Annotated in this window: 14 protein-coding genes and 1 pseudogene; 7 read left to right on the forward strand and 8 right to left on the reverse strand. The window is 68.7% G+C overall.

Annotated elements, in window-relative coordinates:
- The first annotated feature begins 193 nt into the window (after positions 1-193).
- The 3 genes from FB471_RS02890 to FB471_RS02900 all read left to right on the forward strand — a co-directional run bounded on the left by FB471_RS02890 (position 194) and on the right by FB471_RS02900 (position 2735).
- A complete protein-coding gene (locus FB471_RS02890) occupies positions 194-937 on the forward strand; it encodes a lytic polysaccharide monooxygenase (RefSeq protein ID WP_141995804.1) in 744 nt (247 codons plus the stop codon).
- Positions 938-997: 60 nt separating this feature from the next.
- Complete coding sequence (locus tag FB471_RS02895) at positions 998-1618, forward strand: DUF305 domain-containing protein (protein ID WP_141995805.1); 621 nt, start codon at positions 998-1000, stop codon at positions 1616-1618.
- 112 nt (positions 1619-1730) lie between these two features.
- Positions 1731-2735 (forward strand): DUF222 domain-containing protein, encoded by a 1005-nt coding sequence (locus FB471_RS02900; protein WP_141995806.1) that lies wholly within the window; start codon positions 1731-1733, stop codon positions 2733-2735.
- A gap of 221 nt (positions 2736-2956) precedes the next feature.
- On the opposite strand, the gene FB471_RS02905 is transcribed toward FB471_RS02900, so the two are convergent.
- Entirely contained in the window at positions 2957-3802 is an 846-nt protein-coding gene (locus FB471_RS02905; RefSeq protein ID WP_141995807.1) for a fumarylacetoacetate hydrolase family protein, read from the reverse strand.
- Between the two features lie 101 nt (positions 3803-3903).
- Here FB471_RS02905 and FB471_RS02910 point away from each other — a divergent pair, with 101 nt between their 5' ends.
- The 3 genes from FB471_RS02910 to FB471_RS02920 are packed head-to-tail and all read left to right on the forward strand — an operon-like array spanning position 3904 to position 7426.
- On the forward strand, positions 3904-5451 hold the full coding sequence (locus FB471_RS02910; protein WP_425457093.1) for a sugar ABC transporter ATP-binding protein: 1548 nt from the start codon (positions 3904-3906) through the stop codon (positions 5449-5451).
- Positions 5435-6436, forward strand: a complete 1002-nt coding sequence (locus FB471_RS02915) for an ABC transporter permease (RefSeq protein ID WP_141995808.1) — start codon at positions 5435-5437, stop codon at positions 6434-6436. The genes FB471_RS02910 and FB471_RS02915 overlap by 17 nt, the downstream gene beginning before the upstream one ends.
- A gap of 30 nt (positions 6437-6466) precedes the next feature.
- Positions 6467-7426, forward strand: a complete 960-nt coding sequence (locus tag FB471_RS02920) for an ABC transporter substrate-binding protein (RefSeq protein WP_141995809.1) — start codon at positions 6467-6469, stop codon at positions 7424-7426.
- A gap of 155 nt (positions 7427-7581) precedes the next feature.
- Here the strand turns inward: FB471_RS02920 and FB471_RS02925 are convergent, their stop codons facing one another.
- The 5 genes from FB471_RS02925 to FB471_RS02945 all read right to left on the reverse strand — a co-directional run bounded on the left by FB471_RS02925 (position 7582) and on the right by FB471_RS02945 (position 13541).
- Positions 7582-9342, reverse strand: a complete 1761-nt coding sequence (locus FB471_RS02925; RefSeq protein ID WP_141995810.1) for a fatty acyl-AMP ligase — start codon at positions 9340-9342, stop codon at positions 7582-7584.
- Positions 9343-9498: 156 nt separating this feature from the next.
- Positions 9499-10605, reverse strand: coding sequence for an NAD(P)/FAD-dependent oxidoreductase (locus FB471_RS02930; protein WP_211357934.1), 1107 nt, complete (start codon positions 10603-10605; stop codon positions 9499-9501).
- Between the two features lie 92 nt (positions 10606-10697).
- On the reverse strand, positions 10698-12095 hold the full coding sequence (locus FB471_RS02935; RefSeq protein ID WP_141995811.1) for a hypothetical protein: 1398 nt from the start codon (positions 12093-12095) through the stop codon (positions 10698-10700).
- Positions 12096-12316: 221 nt separating this feature from the next.
- The gene (locus FB471_RS02940; RefSeq protein WP_141995812.1) at positions 12317-12769 is read right to left on the reverse strand and encodes a hypothetical protein; all 453 of its coding nucleotides are present in this window, start codon (positions 12767-12769) and stop codon (positions 12317-12319) included.
- Positions 12770-12800: 31 nt separating this feature from the next.
- Positions 12801-13541, reverse strand: coding sequence for a DUF6008 family protein (locus tag FB471_RS02945; protein ID WP_246076216.1), 741 nt, complete (start codon positions 13539-13541; stop codon positions 12801-12803).
- Positions 13542-13777: 236 nt separating this feature from the next.
- Here FB471_RS02945 and FB471_RS02950 point away from each other — a divergent pair, with 236 nt between their 5' ends.
- Entirely contained in the window at positions 13778-15592 is a 1815-nt protein-coding gene (locus FB471_RS02950) for a M14 family zinc carboxypeptidase (RefSeq protein ID WP_141995813.1), read from the forward strand.
- Between the two features lie 66 nt (positions 15593-15658).
- Here FB471_RS02950 and FB471_RS02955 read toward each other — a convergent pair.
- Positions 15659-16077, reverse strand: a pseudogene (locus FB471_RS02955) (imine reductase family protein); the annotation flags it as partial.
- A gap of 319 nt (positions 16078-16396) precedes the next feature.
- The gene (locus FB471_RS02965; protein WP_142001531.1) at positions 16397-17866 is read right to left on the reverse strand and encodes an SDR family oxidoreductase; all 1470 of its coding nucleotides are present in this window, start codon (positions 17864-17866) and stop codon (positions 16397-16399) included.
- Positions 17867-17871 lie beyond the last annotated feature (5 nt).

Below are 17871 nucleotides of genomic sequence, written 5' to 3' on the forward strand. Positions count from 1 at the left end.
CGCCCTGCTCACAACCGAGATCAAGGGGAAGACGGATGTATCCCTGACACGCCTCATCGAGGGGGCGGAACCTGGCCGCGGGCCCGATCCTCGGCCGGGACGACCGCTTGCCGTACCTCATTCCCTTTTCCCGCCCTGTGGCGAGTCCCTGCGCTCGTCTGGGAACTGTGGATGTGTCCGAGAAGGAGCTGAGATGAATCTGAAGAAGAAGCTCGCGGTGGTCGCCGCCGGCGCGGGCGTCGCCCCGCTGATCCTGGTCGCGCTGCCCGCGGGCGTGGCCAACGCGCACGGGTACGTGTCCTCGCCGCCGAGCAGGCAGGCCCAGTGCGCACAGGGGACCGTGTCCTGCGGATCGATCAAGTGGGAGCCGCAGAGCGTCGAGGGGCCCAAGGGCCTGCGTAGTTGCAGTGGTGGCAACTCCCGGTTCTCCGAGCTGGACGACGACGGCAAGGGCTGGCGCGCGACCCCGGTCGGCAACTCGGTGACGTTCAAGTGGACGTTCACCGCGCGGCACGCCACCGCGAACTACGAGTACTTCCTGAACGGCCGCAGAATCGCCGAGTTCAACGGCAATGGCCAGCAGCCGCCGCCCACCATCTCGCACAACGTCAATCTCGGCGGGGTGAGCGGCCGGCAGAAGGTGCTCGCGGTGTGGAACATCGGCGACACCGGCAACGCCTTTTACGCCTGCATCGACCTGAACGTCAACGGCGGAGGGGACCCGGACCCCGAGCCGACCACCACGACCACGACACCACCGCCGGACACCACCACGACCACTCCCCCGCCCAGCAGCGGAACCTGGGAGGTCGGCACGGCTTACCAAACGGGTAGCGAGGTGACCTACAACGGTTCCTCCTACCGTTGCCGGCAGACACACACCGCCATCGCCGGCTGGGAACCCGCCAACACCCCCGCCCTGTGGCAAGAAGTCTGAGTTCGCCGCGGGTCCGCGCTCCCATCGGGGCGCGGGCCCGTCGCGGGAAGTAAGGCGACCATGCGGTCTTTCCTGCTCGTCCTCACCGTCGCGGCCACCGTGGCGCTCACCGGCTGCGGCAGTGCCCCCACCGGAACTCCCCAGGAGAACCCGGCGCCCACCGCGCCTCCGCCCCCCGCCGAACCGGCCTCGGCGCAGTTCAACGAGGCCGACCTGCTGTTCCTGCGGACGATGATCCCCCACCACGAGCAAGGCCTGGACATGGCGCGCCAGGCCAAGCAGCGCGCGACCAGCGCCGAGGTGCGGCAGCTCGCGGGCGCCATCGAGGCGACCCAGCAGTACGAGGTCGAGACCATGACGACCTGGCTGCGTGGCTGGAACCAACCGCTCACCGCCGAGCGCTCGGCGCACTCCGAGCACTCCGGGAGCGCCGAACACTCCGAGCACGCGGACATCCACACCACCGACCCCGAGGTCATCACCGAGTTGGAGCGGACAGCGAGCGAGGAGTTCGACTCGACCTTCCTGAACGTGTTCACCGGCCACCAGCACAACGCCGTTGCCATGGCCAGGAAAGAAACCACCGAGGGCAAGAACCCGGAAGCCAAGGACCTCGCCGACCGGATCGTGCAGTCCCGCACGGCACAGATCGAGCAGATGCTGACGATCCTCGGCGGGTAGCGTCGCGGTCAGGCGTAGCGAAAACTCCTTTCGCGACCGCGGTAAAACCCGATCGAGTGATGCGGATACCGGTCGTTTCACTATTTACCGTTATCGACATAGTATCGAACGCATGAACGACACCAACATCGACGTTCCTGGGTGGACGACGGACGAGCTCCTCGCCACCCCCACCGACGACCTCACCGAACAGGAGGCCCTCACGTTTCTGTACGGCATCAGCCGGATGCAAGCCATGCTGGACGCCGTCCGAATGAAGGCCATCGAACGATTCGCCACGTTGCGGGCGGACGACGAACGGGTGCGGGACATTCTCGCGGCGGAACTCAAGGTCACTTCGGCCAAAGCGGGGGACGATCTCGCCCTGGCCCACACGCTGCACACCCGACTACCCCGAACCCGCCACGCCCTCACCACCGGCATCCTCGACCTGGCCCGCGCGCGGCAGATCGACCGCGCCACCACCCCACTCACCGACGGCCAGGCCCGCCAGGTGGAAGAGCTGGCCTTCCCGCAGGCCGTCGACAGGAATCCACGCCGGCTCTACGAGTTGCTCCGCAAGGCGGTGCAGGAAGTCGACCCCGACGGCGCCGCCGCCCGGACCGCAGTCAGAAGGGAACAGCGCCGGGTCAGCCTCGGGCCCAAGAAGGACGGCATGTGCTGGCTGCACGCCTTTCTCCCCGCGGAGGACGGGATCGCCATCGACAGCCTGGTCGACTCCGCGGCGCGCGAAGCCAGGATGCCGGGAGACGAGCGCACCACGAACCAACTGCGCGCCGATGCCTTGCGCGACCTCATCCTCGGCACCCACCGGCAACGAGTCGCGAGCCCGCATCCACCTCACCGCCAACGGCACCACCGTCCTCGGCAACCTCCCCGGCGGGCTCCGTGGCTACGGCCCGCTTCCCGCCGAACACATCCGCGAACTCGCCTACACCCTCAGGGCCACCTGCCAGGACGTGGCCATCACCAGCTACCGGTTCACCGGCCGCATCATCGACCTCATCCGGCAGCGCGACCGCACCTGCCGGTTCCCGGGTTACAACGCCCCCGCCGACCGCTGCGACATCGACCGCAGAACCCCCTGCGACAAGGGAGGAGCCACCGCCAGTGGTAACGGCGACCGCCACTGCCGGCGCCATCACCGACTGAACAGACCGGAACCTGAACCATCACCAAGACCGACACCGGACGCCTGATCTGGACCAGCCCGCACGGCCACTCCCTCACGAACTGAGGCCTCCCCGGATCGTCCCTAACCCGGTTACCGCCGACGCGGTGGTCTACCGGTGGTTCCCGCGGTGGCGACTGGGGTAACACCCCGGGGGGCCGCCCCGGCTACGGCGCGGTGAGTTTTTGGCGTTGCCTGCCGAGCCCTTCGATCTCCAGCTCGACCACGTCCCCCGCTTTCAGATACGGGAACCGGCCGGACAGCGCGACGCCCTCCGGCGTGCCGGTGAGCACCAGGTCGCCCGGTTCCAGCGCCAGGTACTGGCTGAGGTGCCAGATCAGCAGCTCCACGTTGAAGATCATGTCCGAGGTGTTCGAGTCCTGCCGTGGCTCGCCGTTCACCCAGCTACGCAACCGCAACCGGCGATGGTCGAGCTCGTCCGGGGTCACCAGCCAGGGCCCGGTCGGGGTGAACCCCGGCGCGCATTTGCCCTTGCTCCACTGGCCGCCCGAGTCGACCAGCTGGTGGTCGCGCTCGGAGAAGTCATTAGCCAGGACGAACCCGGCCACGTGCTCGAGGGCGTCCTGGGGTGAGTCCAGGTAGCTCGCCCGCGTCCCGAGCACCACCCCGAGCTCGACTTCCCAGTCCATCCGACGGCTGCCAGGCGGCACAGCCACCGCGTCGGTGGGTCCACACACCGTGTTGGGCGTCTTCAGGAACATGATCGGCGACTCCGGCCGTGCCGAACCGGCCTCCGCGGCGTGTGCCGCGTAGTTCAGTCCGATACCGATCACCGCGCTTGGCCGCGCCACGGGTGGGCCGATTCTGGTCGGGGCCACCGCGAGTTCCGGGAGGTCACCCGCGGCGCGCAGCTTGCGCACAGCGTCAAGGCCACCGCCGGCGAGGAAGTCACCGTCGAGATCACCGGTGAGGCTCCCGAGATCGTAGGTCGCCGAGTCGTCCACTAGCACCGGCCGCTCCGCGCCCCGCGGACCGAGCCTCGCGAGTTTCACAGTCTGCTCCTCCAGCAAAATCATCTGGTAATTTCCCCAGCTTACGGACCTTACTTCGGATCTTCGATTTCGTCGCCGCTTCTGGCAGCATCGACTACGTGGTGCACGAGAATGTGGCCATCCCGCTCCTGGAGGTCGAGGGGGTCAGCAAGAGCTTTCCCGGCGTCCGCGCCGTCACCGATATGCGGCTGGACCTGCGGGGCGGGGAGGTCCTCGCGCTGGTCGGCGAGAACGGCGCCGGTAAGTCGACCCTGATGAAGTTGCTTTCCGGGATTCACCGCGCGGACGCCGGGCGGTTCCGCTTGGACGGCGGCGAGTTCCGGCCCACCGGTCCCAAGCAGGCGCTCGAACGCGGGATCAGCATCATCCATCAGGAGTTCAACCTGATGCCGCACCTGACGGTGGCGCAGAACATCTTCATCGGCAGGGAGCCACGGCGGTGGCGCGCCCTGCTGGATGAGCGGGCGCTCAACGCGCGAGCGCGTGAGCTGATCGGCCGGTTGCGGCTACCGTTGGACGCCGAGGCGGTGGTCGGTGGGCTGACCGTGGCGAAGCAGCAGATGGTGGAGATCGCCAAGGCACTCTCCCACGACGCCAGGGTGCTCATCATGGACGAGCCAACGGCCGCACTGAACGAGGCAGAGGTCGCCACCCTGCACGAGCTGATCCGGCGGTTCGTGCGCCCCGGCACCGGGGTCGTCTACATCTCGCACCGGATGGAAGAGATCAAGCGGATCGCCGATCGGGTGACCGTCATCCGGGACGGTCGGTACGTCGGCACCGTGGACGGCCCGAGCAGCGACACCAGGGAAATCATCGCGCTGATGGTGGGCAGGACCCTCACAGACGGGGCCCGGCCGGCGAATATTCGTCCGGACCGCCCGATAGTGCTGCGGGTAGCGGGGCTGAGCACCAGGACTCTGCTGGACGACGTGTCCTTCGACCTGCGGCAGGGCGAGATCCTCGGGTTCGCCGGGCTGATGGGTGCCGGGCGGACAGAGGTGGCCCGGGCGCTGGTGGGCGCGGACAGCGCACAGTCCGGGACGATCACCCTGCGCGGGAAGCGGATTCGGATCGCCAACCCGGCCGACGCGGTCCGAAACGGCCTCGGCTACCTGTCCGAGGACCGCAAGCGCTTCGGCCTGCTGCTCGACCAGGATGTCCAGGCGAACATCACCCTCGCCGCGCTCCGCGAGCGGTTCAGCAGGGCCGGTTTCGTACGGGACACCGCCGCGGCTCGCGAGGCCGGCGAGTACGCCCGGACCCTGCGGATCAAGACACCCACCCTCCGCCAGACCGCCAGGAATCTCTCCGGCGGCAACCAGCAGAAGGTCGTGATCGCCAAGTGGTTGATCAAGGACTGCGAGGTGTTGATCTTCGACGAGCCGACCCGCGGCATCGACGTCGGCGCCAAGGAGGAGATCTACCAGTTGCTGGGCGAGCTGGCCGCGCGGGGCAAGTCCATCATCATGATCTCCTCCGAACTGCCGGAGATCCTCCGGATGTCGCACCGGATCGTGGTGATGAGCGAGGGCAGGGTCACCGGCGTGCTGGACGCCGAGGAGGCGACCCAGGAGAACATCATGCACCACGCGACGCTGGGCACAGGCGGTGTGGGGAGGCGGAAAACGCATGACGGCGCTGGATGACCCGCCGGACGAAAGCGAGGAACGCCGCGGGATCACCACGGCGGTCAAGGGGCGCCTCCAGCAGTTGCTCGCCTTCGGCAGCCTGGTGGTGATCTCCGCATTCTTCTCGGTGGCGAGCCCGTTCTTCTTCACCTACGGCAACATCACCGCGATCCTGTTCTCCACCGTGGTGATCGGGACGCTCGCCGTCGGCACCACCTTCGTGATCATCGCCGGTGGGATCGACCTGTCCATCGGCACCGGAATGGCGTTGTGCGCCGTGATGTCCGGGGTGTTCCTGGTGCACATCGGGCTGCCGCCGGCGCTCGGGGTCCCCGCGGCGATCCTGTTCGGCGGGCTCATCGGGCTGGTCAACGGGATGAATGTGGCGCTGCTGCGGATCCCGCCGTTCATCGCGACCCTGGCCATGATGCTGGTCGCGGAGGGACTCGCGCTGGTGCTGTCGGGCAGTGCGCCCATCTACTTCACCGGGGTCGAGGGTTATGTCGAGATCTCGACCGGCAGTCTCATCCCCGGCGTGGACTTCCCGAACGCCGTGCTGGTGCTGCTCGGCATCGCCGCGCTGGCGGGGCTGTTGCTCACCAGAACCGTGCTCGGCAGGTACACCTACTCGATCGGCAGCAACGAGGAGGCCACCGAGCTGTCCGGGATCGACGTGCGCAAGTGGAAGATCGGCATCTACGCCTTCGCCGGGCTGTTCATCGGGCTCGCCGGGGTGCTGATCTCCGCGCGGCTGGGCTCGGCTCAGCCCGCCACCGGGATGGGCTACGAGTTGCAGGCGATCGCGGCGGTGGTGCTCGGCGGAACCTCACTGTCCGGCGGGCGCGGCTCCATCCTCGGCACGCTGATCGGTGCCCTGATCATCTCGGTGCTGAACAACGGGCTACAGATCATGTCGATCCCGCAGGAATGGCAAAACGTCATCCTCGGCTGCGTGATCCTGGTGGCCGTCTACACCGACATCATCCGGAAGCGGCGCGGGTGACCGCGCCGGCCGAACCAAGGGAGGGCCGGCATGACGGGCAGGAAGATCGGTGGCGCACTCGCGGCCGCCGCGCTGGGACTGACGCTCGGGGCCTGCGGGCCGGGCGGTGGCGCCGGCGGGGACCAGCCGTACCTCGCGATCGTCTCCAAAGGATTCCAGCATCAGTTCTGGCAGGCGGTGAAGCAAGGGGCGGAGCAGGAGGCACGGCGGCGCGGCGCCCGGGTCACGTTCGTCGGGCCGGCCACCGAACAGGACGTCGAGGAGCAGATGAACATGCTCACCAACGAACTCGCCAAGCAGCCCGACGCGCTCGGGTTCGCCGCACTGGATTCCCGCGCGGCGGCGCCGTTGTTGCAGCAGGCCAAGGCGAACGACATCCCGGTCATCGCTTTCGACTCCGGTGTGGACAGTGACGTTCCGCTGACCACCGTGGCCACCGACAACAGGGCCGCGGCCGCCGAGGCCGCCAAGCACATGGCGGAGTTGCTCGACGGTCAGGGCGAGGTGGCGATGGTGGTGCACGACCAGACCAGCAGGTCGGGCATCGACCGCAGGGATGGCTTCACCGAGTGGATGGCGAGCAACGCGCCGGGGATCACCGTGCTACCGCCCCAGTACGGCGGTGGCGACCAGCTCGAGTCGGCCAACATCACCAAGTCCTTCCTGTCCGCGAACCCGAACCTGGAAGGGATCTACGCATCCAACGAAGGCTCGGCGATCGGCGTCATCAAGGGGGCACAGGAGAGCGGGCGCGAGGAGGTCACCATCGTCGGCTTCGACTCCGGTAAGGCGCAGATCGACGCGATCCGGAACGGGCGAATGGCCGGTGCGGTGACCCAGAATCCGATCGGCATGGGTGAGCGGCTGGTGGACTCGGCGTTGCGGGCCGTGGAGGGCGCACAGCTCCCGGAGAGCATCGACACCGGCTACTTCTGGTACGACCATGAGAACCTGGACGACCCGAAGATCAAGGAGGTGTTGTACCAGTAAGCCGGATGCCGGCGGCCCGGGGGCCGATCGAGGTCGAGGTGTTCAACGCCGAACCGTGGCGGAGGCGCGGAGGTACCGGCGGAGGTGGTCTCCGCCTGTGCCGATCACGTCGCCTGAGCTTGTCGTCCTGACCGGACTTCACTGATCTCGCCTACTCATGGCGTGTGCACGACCGTGGGCAGATCGCCAGCCTGGTAGCGGGCCCGGCACCGGGGCCGCTGGATCTTCCCACTGCTCGTGCGGGGAATCGAGCCCGGCCGCAGATACACCAGGTCGTGCAGACGCAGCCCGTGCTCGGCGAGCAAAGCACGACGAACGGCCAGTGCGAGATCTCCTCGCCCGGCCGGCCGCGGCAGGTCCTGCGGGGTGACCTCGGCGAGCACGACCACCCGCTCGGTCTCGGTCTCCTCGTCGGTGAGGCCGAAGGCGGCGAGGCGGTCCCTGCGCAGCACGGGACAGACCCGCTGCACAGTATGTTCGATGTCCTGCGGGTAATGGTCGAGCCCGGCCACGACGATCAGTTCCTCGATCCGGCCGGTGACATAGAGCTCTCCCCCGTGCAGGAATCCCAGATCGCCGGTGCGTAGCCACGGTTGCCGCGGGGTGCCCTGCGAAGGGCTCTCCAGCCGGGCACCGAAGCCGGCCGCTTCGCGCTCGGGGCGGCCCCAGTAGCCTGCCGCGATATTCGGTCCGTGCAGCCAGATCTCGCCGACCCAACCGTCGTCGAGTTCGGTGCACCACTCCGGTTCGACGATACGCACCAACTGCTCGACCGGTCGTCCGGCCGAGACCAGCCTGCGCCCCCGAGGCGCACCGGGTCCCGCCTCGCGCGCGGTCGCGATGCCCAGGGCGTCCGCGTCGAAGGCCCTGATCCTCAGCCTGTCGCTCGTGGTCACCAGCACGGTCGCCTCGGCAAGGCCGTACACGGGGCGCACCGCGGTGGGCCTCAGGCCATGCGGCGCGAACTCATCGAGAAACCGTTCGACCGTGTCGGCCCGGATCGGCTCGCCGCCGTTGAGCAGCCTGCGCACGCCGCGCAGATCGAGCCCGGTTCGCTCGCGTCGCGGGATACGGGCGCAGTGTTCGAAGGCGACGTTGGGCGCGGCCCCGTAGCACCGGGAGAAACGGGACAGCAGCCACAACCATCGCGCCGGCCGCTGCAGGAAGGCGAGCGGAGACATGTACACCGAGCGCACACCGAGCACCATCGGTACGCCGACCGTTGCCGCCAGGCCCATATCATGGAACAGCGGGAGCCAATTCACCGCGGTGACCTCCGCGTCGCCCCCGTAGGCATGCACGGCTTGCCGTACGTTCGCCGCCAGGTTGGCGTGCGTGATCATGGCGCCGGAGGGCTGTCCGGTCGATCCGGAGGTGAACTGCAGGTAGGCCACATCCGCGCCACGTGGATCCGGCGGTTGGTACCGCGTGGCCGCGCCGAGGTCAAGGTCGTCCACGGCGATCAGCTTCCTGGCGCGGGCTCCGCTGTGCTGCTCGATGAACCGCCGGACGACGGGAAGGACGTCCCCGGTGGTGAGGATGAACTCCGGATCGCATTCGCCGAGAACCGTCGCCAACCTGCCACCCTGCCCCGGTACATCCGGGCCGAGCAGTGGGACCGCGACGACCCCGGCGGCCAGGCAACCGAGAAACGCGAGCACGTAGACGTTTCCCTGCGGGGTCAGGATCGCCGCCCGGTCCTCCGGCCGTGCGCCCGCCTCACGCAGGCGCACGGCGAGGGCCTTGGTCAATTGGTCCAGTTCGGACCATCTCACGGTGTCCGCCAGGCCGTCCCGATGCCGGGCGTAGTCCACATAGCTGAACGCGGGCGCCGTGGGCCGGACCGAAGCCCAGTGGGACACCCAGTCGACGAGGGTGTCCTGCGTGGGCGGCGCTGGATCTGTACTGGAGGTCATCGCGTCACCTCAGCGGACGAGGTCTGGGGTTCCGGACGCCATTCCCGGAACCCCGGATGGTAGGCACCTCGCCGCGCCAGGTCCACGGAACCGACACTATTTTTCCATTATTTTTTCATCAACCAACATCGAGTAATTCGAAGGTAATGATCGCTACTATTTCAACATCGCGGGGTGGCGCTGGACGAACAACGCGCCACGGACGATGGTCTCCTTGTACAACACGGCGAGCCGGCCGGTGAGCACGGCCTCGACCGGGCTGTCGTCGGCTCGGACGAACTGGATGAGGGCGTCCCGCCTGCCGAGGCTGATGCACTGGTTGAAGTAGCGGAACCTCAGCGGGCGCGGCTGCTTGCCTGCCAACCTGCTGGCGACCGCACCCACGGCCCTCGGAGCGGAAGGGATCCCGGTGGCGCAGGCCATCCGCAGCTCCTGGCCGTCCGGCATGCGTGCGGCCGCGGCGTCCCCGATCCCGTAGACCTCCGGATGCGATACCGACCGCAGGGTCTCGTCCACGATCATGCGGCCGTGCTCGTCCACGGCGAACCCCGCGGCGTGCGCCAGGTCGGGCACCTGGAACCCGGCGGTCCACACGACGGTGTCGGCGGCGAGGTGCGAGCCATCGTCCAGCAGCAGGCCGTCCGGGCGGACCTCACTGACCCGCGCGCCGGCGCGGACCTCGATACCGAGCCGATCGGTCACCCTCCGCAGGTGGCGTCGCCCGCGTTCGGAGAGTGCCTCGCCCAACTGCCCCGCGGTGAGCAGGAGCACCTTCAACTCCGGACGGGACTCGGCCAGCTCGGTGGCGGCCTCGATGCCGGTCAGCCAGGCACCGGCCACCGCCACCACGCCGGAGCCGGGCTCGAGCCGCTCCCGCAGCCGCTGCGCCTGCTCGGCTCCCGCCACGGTGTAGGCGTGCTCGGCCACGCCGGGAACGGACTCCAGGTCGGCCCGGCTGCCCAGTGCGTAGATCAACTGGTCGTAGTGCAGCGGGTCGGCGCCGGCCACCCGCACGACCCGGTCATCCGGGTCGATCTCGGTGACCCTGCCGATCACCGTACGCACGCCCGCGCCGCCCAGCAGGTCGGCCAGCGGCAGATCCCGGAGCGACTGCCCGGAGGCGAGCTGGTGCAGCCGCACCCGCTCGACGAACCGGTCGCGCTCGTTGACCAGCGTCACGGTCGCGTTGGTGCGCCGAGCCGCCAGCTTGGCGGCGATCAGGCCGGAGTAGCCGGCCCCGAGGACCACGATGTGCGGTGTCATCGGTTTCTCCCTTCGTCATGCGGAAGAACCGAAAGGGAGCCCCTGCTGTGACAGTCCGGGCAGTGACCTCGGTCACGCTCACCGGCGCGGGCTCAGCCGAGCGGTGCGGATACGTGGTCCAGCGTCCAGTTTTCCGAGCCCGGAGTGCGTTCGTGGCAGTAGTAGCTGTGCATGGTGTCGCCGAAGACATGCTGGAACACGCAGGCCGATCCGGCGCCGTAGACCGGATTCGCGGGAACCTCGAAGAATCCGCCGGTCGGGCTCGTGCTGGTGAGGACGCGGCTCATCCACACGTTCTGGTTCTCGTAGGTCTCGACGACGAGGTAGTACAGCTCGCCCACTTTCATCACCTGCGGGGCGGCCACCACCTCGGCCGAGTACACCACCAACTCCCCGATATCCGCCGGATCGGCGGCGAACAGGCCGTCGAGATCCGCGGCGCCCCGGACCCTGATCGTGAAGGTGTCCCCGTCCCGCCGGAACCAGTAGAGGTAGACCCGCCCATCGGCCGGGTCCCGAAACAGGGTCGGATTCCCGTTCTCCCGATGCGGTTCCTTCACCAGCGGGAGCGGTTCGGTGAACCGGGTGCCGTGCAGCCCGTCCGTGCTCTTCCTGCCGACGATGTAGTAGGGCAAGCCGTCCGGGCTGCCGCCGCACCAGTACACGTTGTGCACGATCGCGATGGCATCGCCGTCCCGCAGTGCCGAGCACCACCGTTCGCCGTGCCCGGTGAACAACGGTTCCTCCTGCTGGTCCCAGGAAGGGGTGGCGGGATCGTCGGCCCGCGCGATGCCGATACCGGAACATCCGGCGTGCCCGTAGTACCCGAGGTAGCGGTAGCCCCGGTTGAGGTCCGGTGTGCGGTCCGGGTTGACGTCCAGGACGCTCAGCGTGTGCGGGCGATCCTCGGACCCTGTCCACGGCATGGGTTCCAGCACCGTGCTGCGCGGCTCGCCGAGCGGGAAATAGCCGCCCTCAGCGGTCGGCGAGTCGTACGGGTACGCGTAGAACAGGAAGGTCCTGTCCTGGTACCCCAGTGATTCCAGGTGATCATCGGAGATCTCGCCGTCCCGCAGGGTAATCCAGTCACGGTCGCCCGGATTCCACCAGCGGTACACCGCTACGGTGCCCGTCCGCGCCACCGGGAAGACGAAGTACTGGAACATCTTGATCGTGTAACCGTACTCCCGCATACGCTCGTCGCTGATCGAGCCTTCGGGAACGTCGATCCAGTCCTTGTCCGCCGGGTGCCACCAGCGATAGTTGGCGACCAGCTCCGAGTTTCCGACCAGATCGACGTAGAACTGTACCTCGGGGACCGGCTCGTAGCCGTAGGATTCCAGCCGTTCCCGCGTCGGATGGCTTCCGTGCGCGGGAACGGAAACCCAGTCCCGATCCCCGGGATGCCAGTAGCGATGAACAGGAGTCGCGGCGCCGCTTCCCGGTTCGAGTAGGAGACGTCCCGGCGCCGCATTCGCGGCCGCGCTCATGCCCTCAGCGTACGCATCCCACGGTGGCGAACCATCCGCCGAAATGCGCAACATGCCCGGCTGTCGCTCAGTTGCCCGGCGTCCGGCATCCGCCGGCAGCGCCAATCCGGTACGACGCGGCGGTTGTGACCACTCCTCAACCAGATCCGCGATGATCGAGTGCGGCGGCGCCTGCTCCGGCCTCGCCCGCGCCTGGGCGAGGGTCGCCTCCCGGACCGCGTTCACCTCGGCGGCGGGCAGGCCGTTGTCGGCGAGTAACTCGGTCGTGACGTCTGCACCGTCCACTTCGAACCGTTACCGCCGACTGCCTCCGCGCTGAACCCGATGCCGTACAACACGCAGGCGTACAGCAACAGGCCCGACTCGTAGTCCGCACCGACGCGCATGCCCTGATGCTCGGCAAGCAGGCGGGCGAACAGGAGGCTGCGGATGCTGTGGCTGGCCGTGGCCGCGCTCCCCACCCGGACGGCGAGTTCGACGGCCTTCGCGGCGAGCCCGGTCGACGGCAGGTCGAGCACGGCGGATCCGTCCTCGTTCATACCGCCCATCATCCCGGGCTGGCCGCGCGGATCGACCTGGCACGGCAGTTGCTGGAGAGCGGCGACCTGGGGATCACCCGGATCGCCCAGCCCCGCGGGTTCGGCAGCGGACCCGACCTGCGCAAGCACTTCCACCGGTTGACCGGGTCTCGCCTACCGCCTACCGTCAGTCGTTCGCCTTTCCCGGCACGGACCCGACAAGTTCCGGCTCCGCCGAACCGGCCGGCGCGGTCGACGTCCCGCGGGTGCGATAGGTCGCCTCGACCGTGTGGCGCTCCCGCCACAGGTGGTAGACGGCGATGGCGAAGATGACGGTGCCCACGACGTTGGCCACGAAGTGCCACCAGATCCGGTAGGTCCACAGCCCGGGGCCGGGGTCGAGGAAACCGAAGAAGGTCGACATCCCGATGGCCTGATTGGCGCCCAGCGCGACGGACAGGGTCAGCACCACGTGCTCGATGCCATGGATGCCTTGCATCCACACGCCCATCCTGCCCCACTTGCGCGCCCTGGTGTTCAGCGCTCGCTTGGTGATCAGCATGACGCCGACCAGCCCGGCGAGGAAGATGAAGTTTCCGGTCATGTGCAGGATCTCCATGCCGAGCGACGGCTTGGACATGTCCACCACGCCGAGCCCGTCCGCGAGACCGGTGCCCCACGGGGTCATCCAGGGCCGCTCGTTCGGATGCGCCACCCAGTAGCCCACCTGCGCGAAATGCTCCTGAACGTGACCCAGTTGGCCGACGATTCCGAGGATGATCACGCCGGCCGAGGCACGGAACAGCCAGGGCCGAACGGTGCCGCGGTTCGCGTACGCCAGCACGGCGACCGCGGCCCACATGACGACGGCCCATAACCCGAGTAACACTGCCCCGAGTGTGTCCAGGGTCGAAGGAGTACCACCCACGACCTTACCTCCCTAGCCGACGGTGAGTCCGTGCGTCGCCTCCTCAGACTTCGCGCAACACGGTCCCGGCGGCAACTTCCAGCTTGCGGCCCGTCATGCGCGATAACTAGGTGGGGCACCTAATATTTCCCCGATTGCACGGGGTGGGTGGGTCCGGCGAGGCTCGCGGGACCCTGCGGCATACGGCGACCGGTGCGCGCCGTATGCCGGATCCAGCTATCCGGAGGTCGCAGACAATGCTCCGAAGACTGCTTCCCCTCGCCATGGGGCTCGCGCTACTGGCGCCACCGGCGGTCGCCCTCGCCGAGACCCAGCAGGACGAGCCGGCCCCCGCCGACGCCGGGGTCTATCTGGTGCAGGGAGCGGACACCAGGGACGAGCGCACGAGTGTCGTGCGTACCGGTGCCGCGATCGACGAGATCGGCGCGGACCACGTCCTGGTCTCCGCGTTGCCCGGCGAGGTGGCCGCGATCAGGGATCTCGGTTTCGCGGTCACCCGGCAGGCGAGGGCGATGGACTTCCCGCCGTCGGATTCCGGCTACCACAACTACGACGAGCTGCGCACCGAGCTCGACCGGATCGCGGGTGAACACCCGGACCTCGTCGAGCTCGGCAGCATCGGCGAGTCGTACGAGGGCCGCGAGCTGCCGGTGATGAAGATCAGTGACAACGTGGCGACGGACGAGGACGAGCCGGAGGTGCTGTTCACGGCCAACCAGCACGCCCGCGAGCACCTCACCGCAGAAATGGCGCTGTACCTGGCGAATCTGCTCACCGACTCGCACGGCACCGACAGCCAGATCACCCGCCTGGTGAACCAGCGGGAGGTCTGGATCATCCCGATGGCCAACCCCGATGGTGTCGAGTACGACGTGGCCACCGGCCAGTACCGCTCCTGGCGGAAGAACCGGGAGCCGAACGGCGGGTCGACCGGCACCGACCTGAACCGCAACTGGGACTACAAGTGGGGCTGCTGCGGCGGTTCCTCCGGCAACCCGGCGAGCAACACCTACCGCGGCCCCAGTGCCGAGTCGTCCCCCGAGGTGAGCGCGATCGCGGACTTCGTGCGCGGCCGGGTCGTCGGCGGCGAACAGCAGATCACCGCGCATATCGACTTCCACACCTACGGCGAGCTCGTGCTGTGGCCGATGGGCTACACCTACGACGACACCGGCCCTGACATGCCGCGGGACGCGCACGACACGTTCGTCGAGATCGGCAGGGAGATGGCGGCCACCAACAACTACACGCCGCAGCAGTCCAGCGACCTCTACATCACCGACGGCTCGGTCAACGACTGGATGTGGGCGGTGCAGGACATCTTCTCCTACACCTTCGAGATGTACCCGCGTGGTTCGAACCCCGGTTTCTACCCACCGGACGAGGTGATCGACCGGGAGACCTCGCGCAACCGGGAGGCCGCGCTCTCCCTGATCGACTATGCCGACTGCCCCTACCGCGCCATCGGCAAGCAGGACCAGTACTGCGGCTCGGACGAGCCGGGGGCACCCACCGCCGAGTTCACCGCGCAGTGCGCGGAGGCCGAGCCGTCCTGCACTTTCGACGCGAGCGCGTCGCGGGACTCCGAGGGCACGATCGAGTCCTTCGAGTGGAACTTCGGGGACGGCGAGACCGGCACCGGGGTGCGCCCGGAACACACCTACCCGCAGCCGGGTGAGTACACCGTGACGTTGACGGTGACCGATGACGAGGGCAACACCGACGAGGCGACCCGGACGGTCACCGCGGGCACCCCACCGGACACCGGGGAACCGCCCGCGGCCGCGTTCACCGTCGACTGCTACTACGACGAGTGTTCCTTCGACGCCTCCGGTAGCACCGACCCCGACAGGGACATCGAGTCCTACACCTGGGACTTCGGGGACGGCCGGTCGGGTGCGGGCACCGGCCCGAGCCACCGCTACCCGCCGGAGTCCGCCTCGTACACCGTCGAGCTGACCGTAACCGATGCGGCGGGCCACAGCGACACCGCCACCCGCCCCGTGCAGTGTTGGAACTTCGGCAGCAGGGCCTTCTGCTTCGCCGGCTGACCCCGCGGGGAGTGACCCCGTCCCCCGTGCCTTCCGCGGGGAACGGGATCACTCACGCGGATGGCTTCAGGGGGTCCGGATGACCTCGTAGAGGCTGGTCCAGCCGCTCCGGCCATGGCCGGCGGCGATGGCGCGGTCGTAGTGCCCCTTGACCGCGGTGGGTGGGGCGAGATCGATCCCGGCGTCCTCGCCTGCGCCCAGGATATGCCCGGCGGTCGCACCCATCATGGTCACGTTGGCCAGCTCGCCGGGGTAGCTGCGCTGGTCGATCTCCCTGGCCGAGTCGGTCAGGGAGGAGGACAGGGTGTCCATGAACTCGACGGCGTACGGCTGGAAGGTTTCGGCGGGCACTCCCGCCGAGCCGACCAGTGCCGTCGCGTGCAGGTACGCCGCGAGCGAGGTCAGGACGATGTCCAGCAACGCCTGGTAGTAGAGCTGCGCGAGACGGCGTCCGCGCCGCGGTAGTCCGGTCTCCCGATCAGCCGCGGCGGAGGCGTGTGCGCGGGCGAGGGGGTGCGGCCGGAGGAGGTGCTCGGTCTGCTGGCCCGGCTGGTCGACCGCTCACTGGTAGTCGGCCAACCCGATACCGGCACCGGACCCCGGTACAAGCTGCTGGGGTCGGTCACGGGCTACTGCCTGGAACGGTGGGTGAGCCCGTGGCCTCCGCCCGGCTGCTCGGGGCCGCCGCCGCGGCGCGGGAGTCGGTGGGCGCACCGCTGCCACCCGCTGAACGCGGTGACGTCGATCGGATCACCACGGCGGCCCGTGCGGCGCTGGGCGAGGACGAGTTCGCCGCCGAGTGCCCTAGCCCGCCGGGATGCCCCGGCGCTCGGCCGTGTTGGTGATGTTGCGAACCATCCCGCCGAAGATCAGCCCGTGGAAGGGCGCGATGGCTTTCCAGTAAAGATGCCCGGCCAGCCCGTGCGGTTCGAAGACGGCGCGCTGCCGGTACCTCGCGCCACCCGCGGGATCCGGCACGGCGGACAGCTCCAGCCAGGCGCGCCCGGGCAGCCGCATCTCGGCGCGCAACCGGAGTTCGTGCGGCCGGTCCAGGTACTCCACCCGCCACCAGTCGAGGGCCTCGCCCAGGTGCAGGTACCGCGGGTCGCGGCGCCCACGGCGCAGGCCGACCCCGCCGAGCAGCCGGTCGATCCAGCCGCGCACCGACCAGGCGAGGGGGAAGGAGTACCAGCCGTGCTCGCCACCGATCGACTCGATGACCTGCCACAGGATCCGGACCTCGGCGGAGGTCGAGCGTTCGCGGACGTCCTCGTACAGGGTGCCGCCTGCCCATGCGGGATCGGATGGCAGCGGTCCCGACGGCGCGCCCAGGATGGCCGCGTCCGACCACCTGGTGGGTACGTCGGCGTCGCGGATGCGGCCCAGCGCCAGCTCGATCGCGCGATCACAAGAGATCCGTCCCGCGTCGGGGGCGGGGATGTAGGCGGAGATGTCGTCATCCGCGCAGACCACCTCGTGCACCAGGGACTCGATCAGCGGCACCGCGATGCTGCGCGGCACGGGCGTGACAAGGTTGACCCACTGCGCGGACAGCCACGGCGTGAGCATCGGAACCGGAATCACCAGCCGGCGCGGCAGGCCGGCGACCAGGGCATAGCGGCGCATCATGTCCAGGTAGGACAGTACGTCCGGTCCCCCGATGTCGAAGCCGCGATTGATCTCACCCTCAAGCGCGGCCGCGCGGACCAGGTAGTGCAGGACGTCACGTACCGCGATCGGCTGGACCCGGTTGTGCACCCACCGTGGGGTGACCATCATCGGGAGTCGTTCGGTGAGATGGCGCAGCATCTCGAAGCTGGCCGACCCGGACCCCAGGATCACCGCCGCCCGCAGCACGATCGTCGGCACCCCGGACTCGAGCAGGATCCGCCCTACCTCGGCGCGCGAGGCGAGATGGGACGAGAGTTCCGCGCTGTCCGGCGTGAGACCCCCGAGATAGATGATCCGGCCGACTCCGGCCGCGCGGGCGCGTGAAGCCACTGTCGCCGCGGCGGCGCGATCGCGCGCTACGAAGTCGTGCTGGTGCAGCGCATGTACCAGGTAGTAAGCGACCTCCTGCCCCTCCAGGGCGGCGCCCACACTGGCCGGATCGGTGACGTCACCGTGCACGACCTCGGCCTGGTCCCGCCACGGTGCCTCGGCCAGCTTCCCGGTGTCCCGCGCCACCGCTCGCACCTCATGCCCGGCCCGCAGGAGCTCCGGGATCAACCTGCCGCCGATATAGCCGGTAGCGCCGAACACCACACACCGCATACCCA

The organism is Amycolatopsis cihanbeyliensis, assembly GCF_006715045.1.
Classification (GTDB): Bacteria; Actinomycetota; Actinomycetes; order Mycobacteriales; family Pseudonocardiaceae; genus Amycolatopsis; species Amycolatopsis cihanbeyliensis.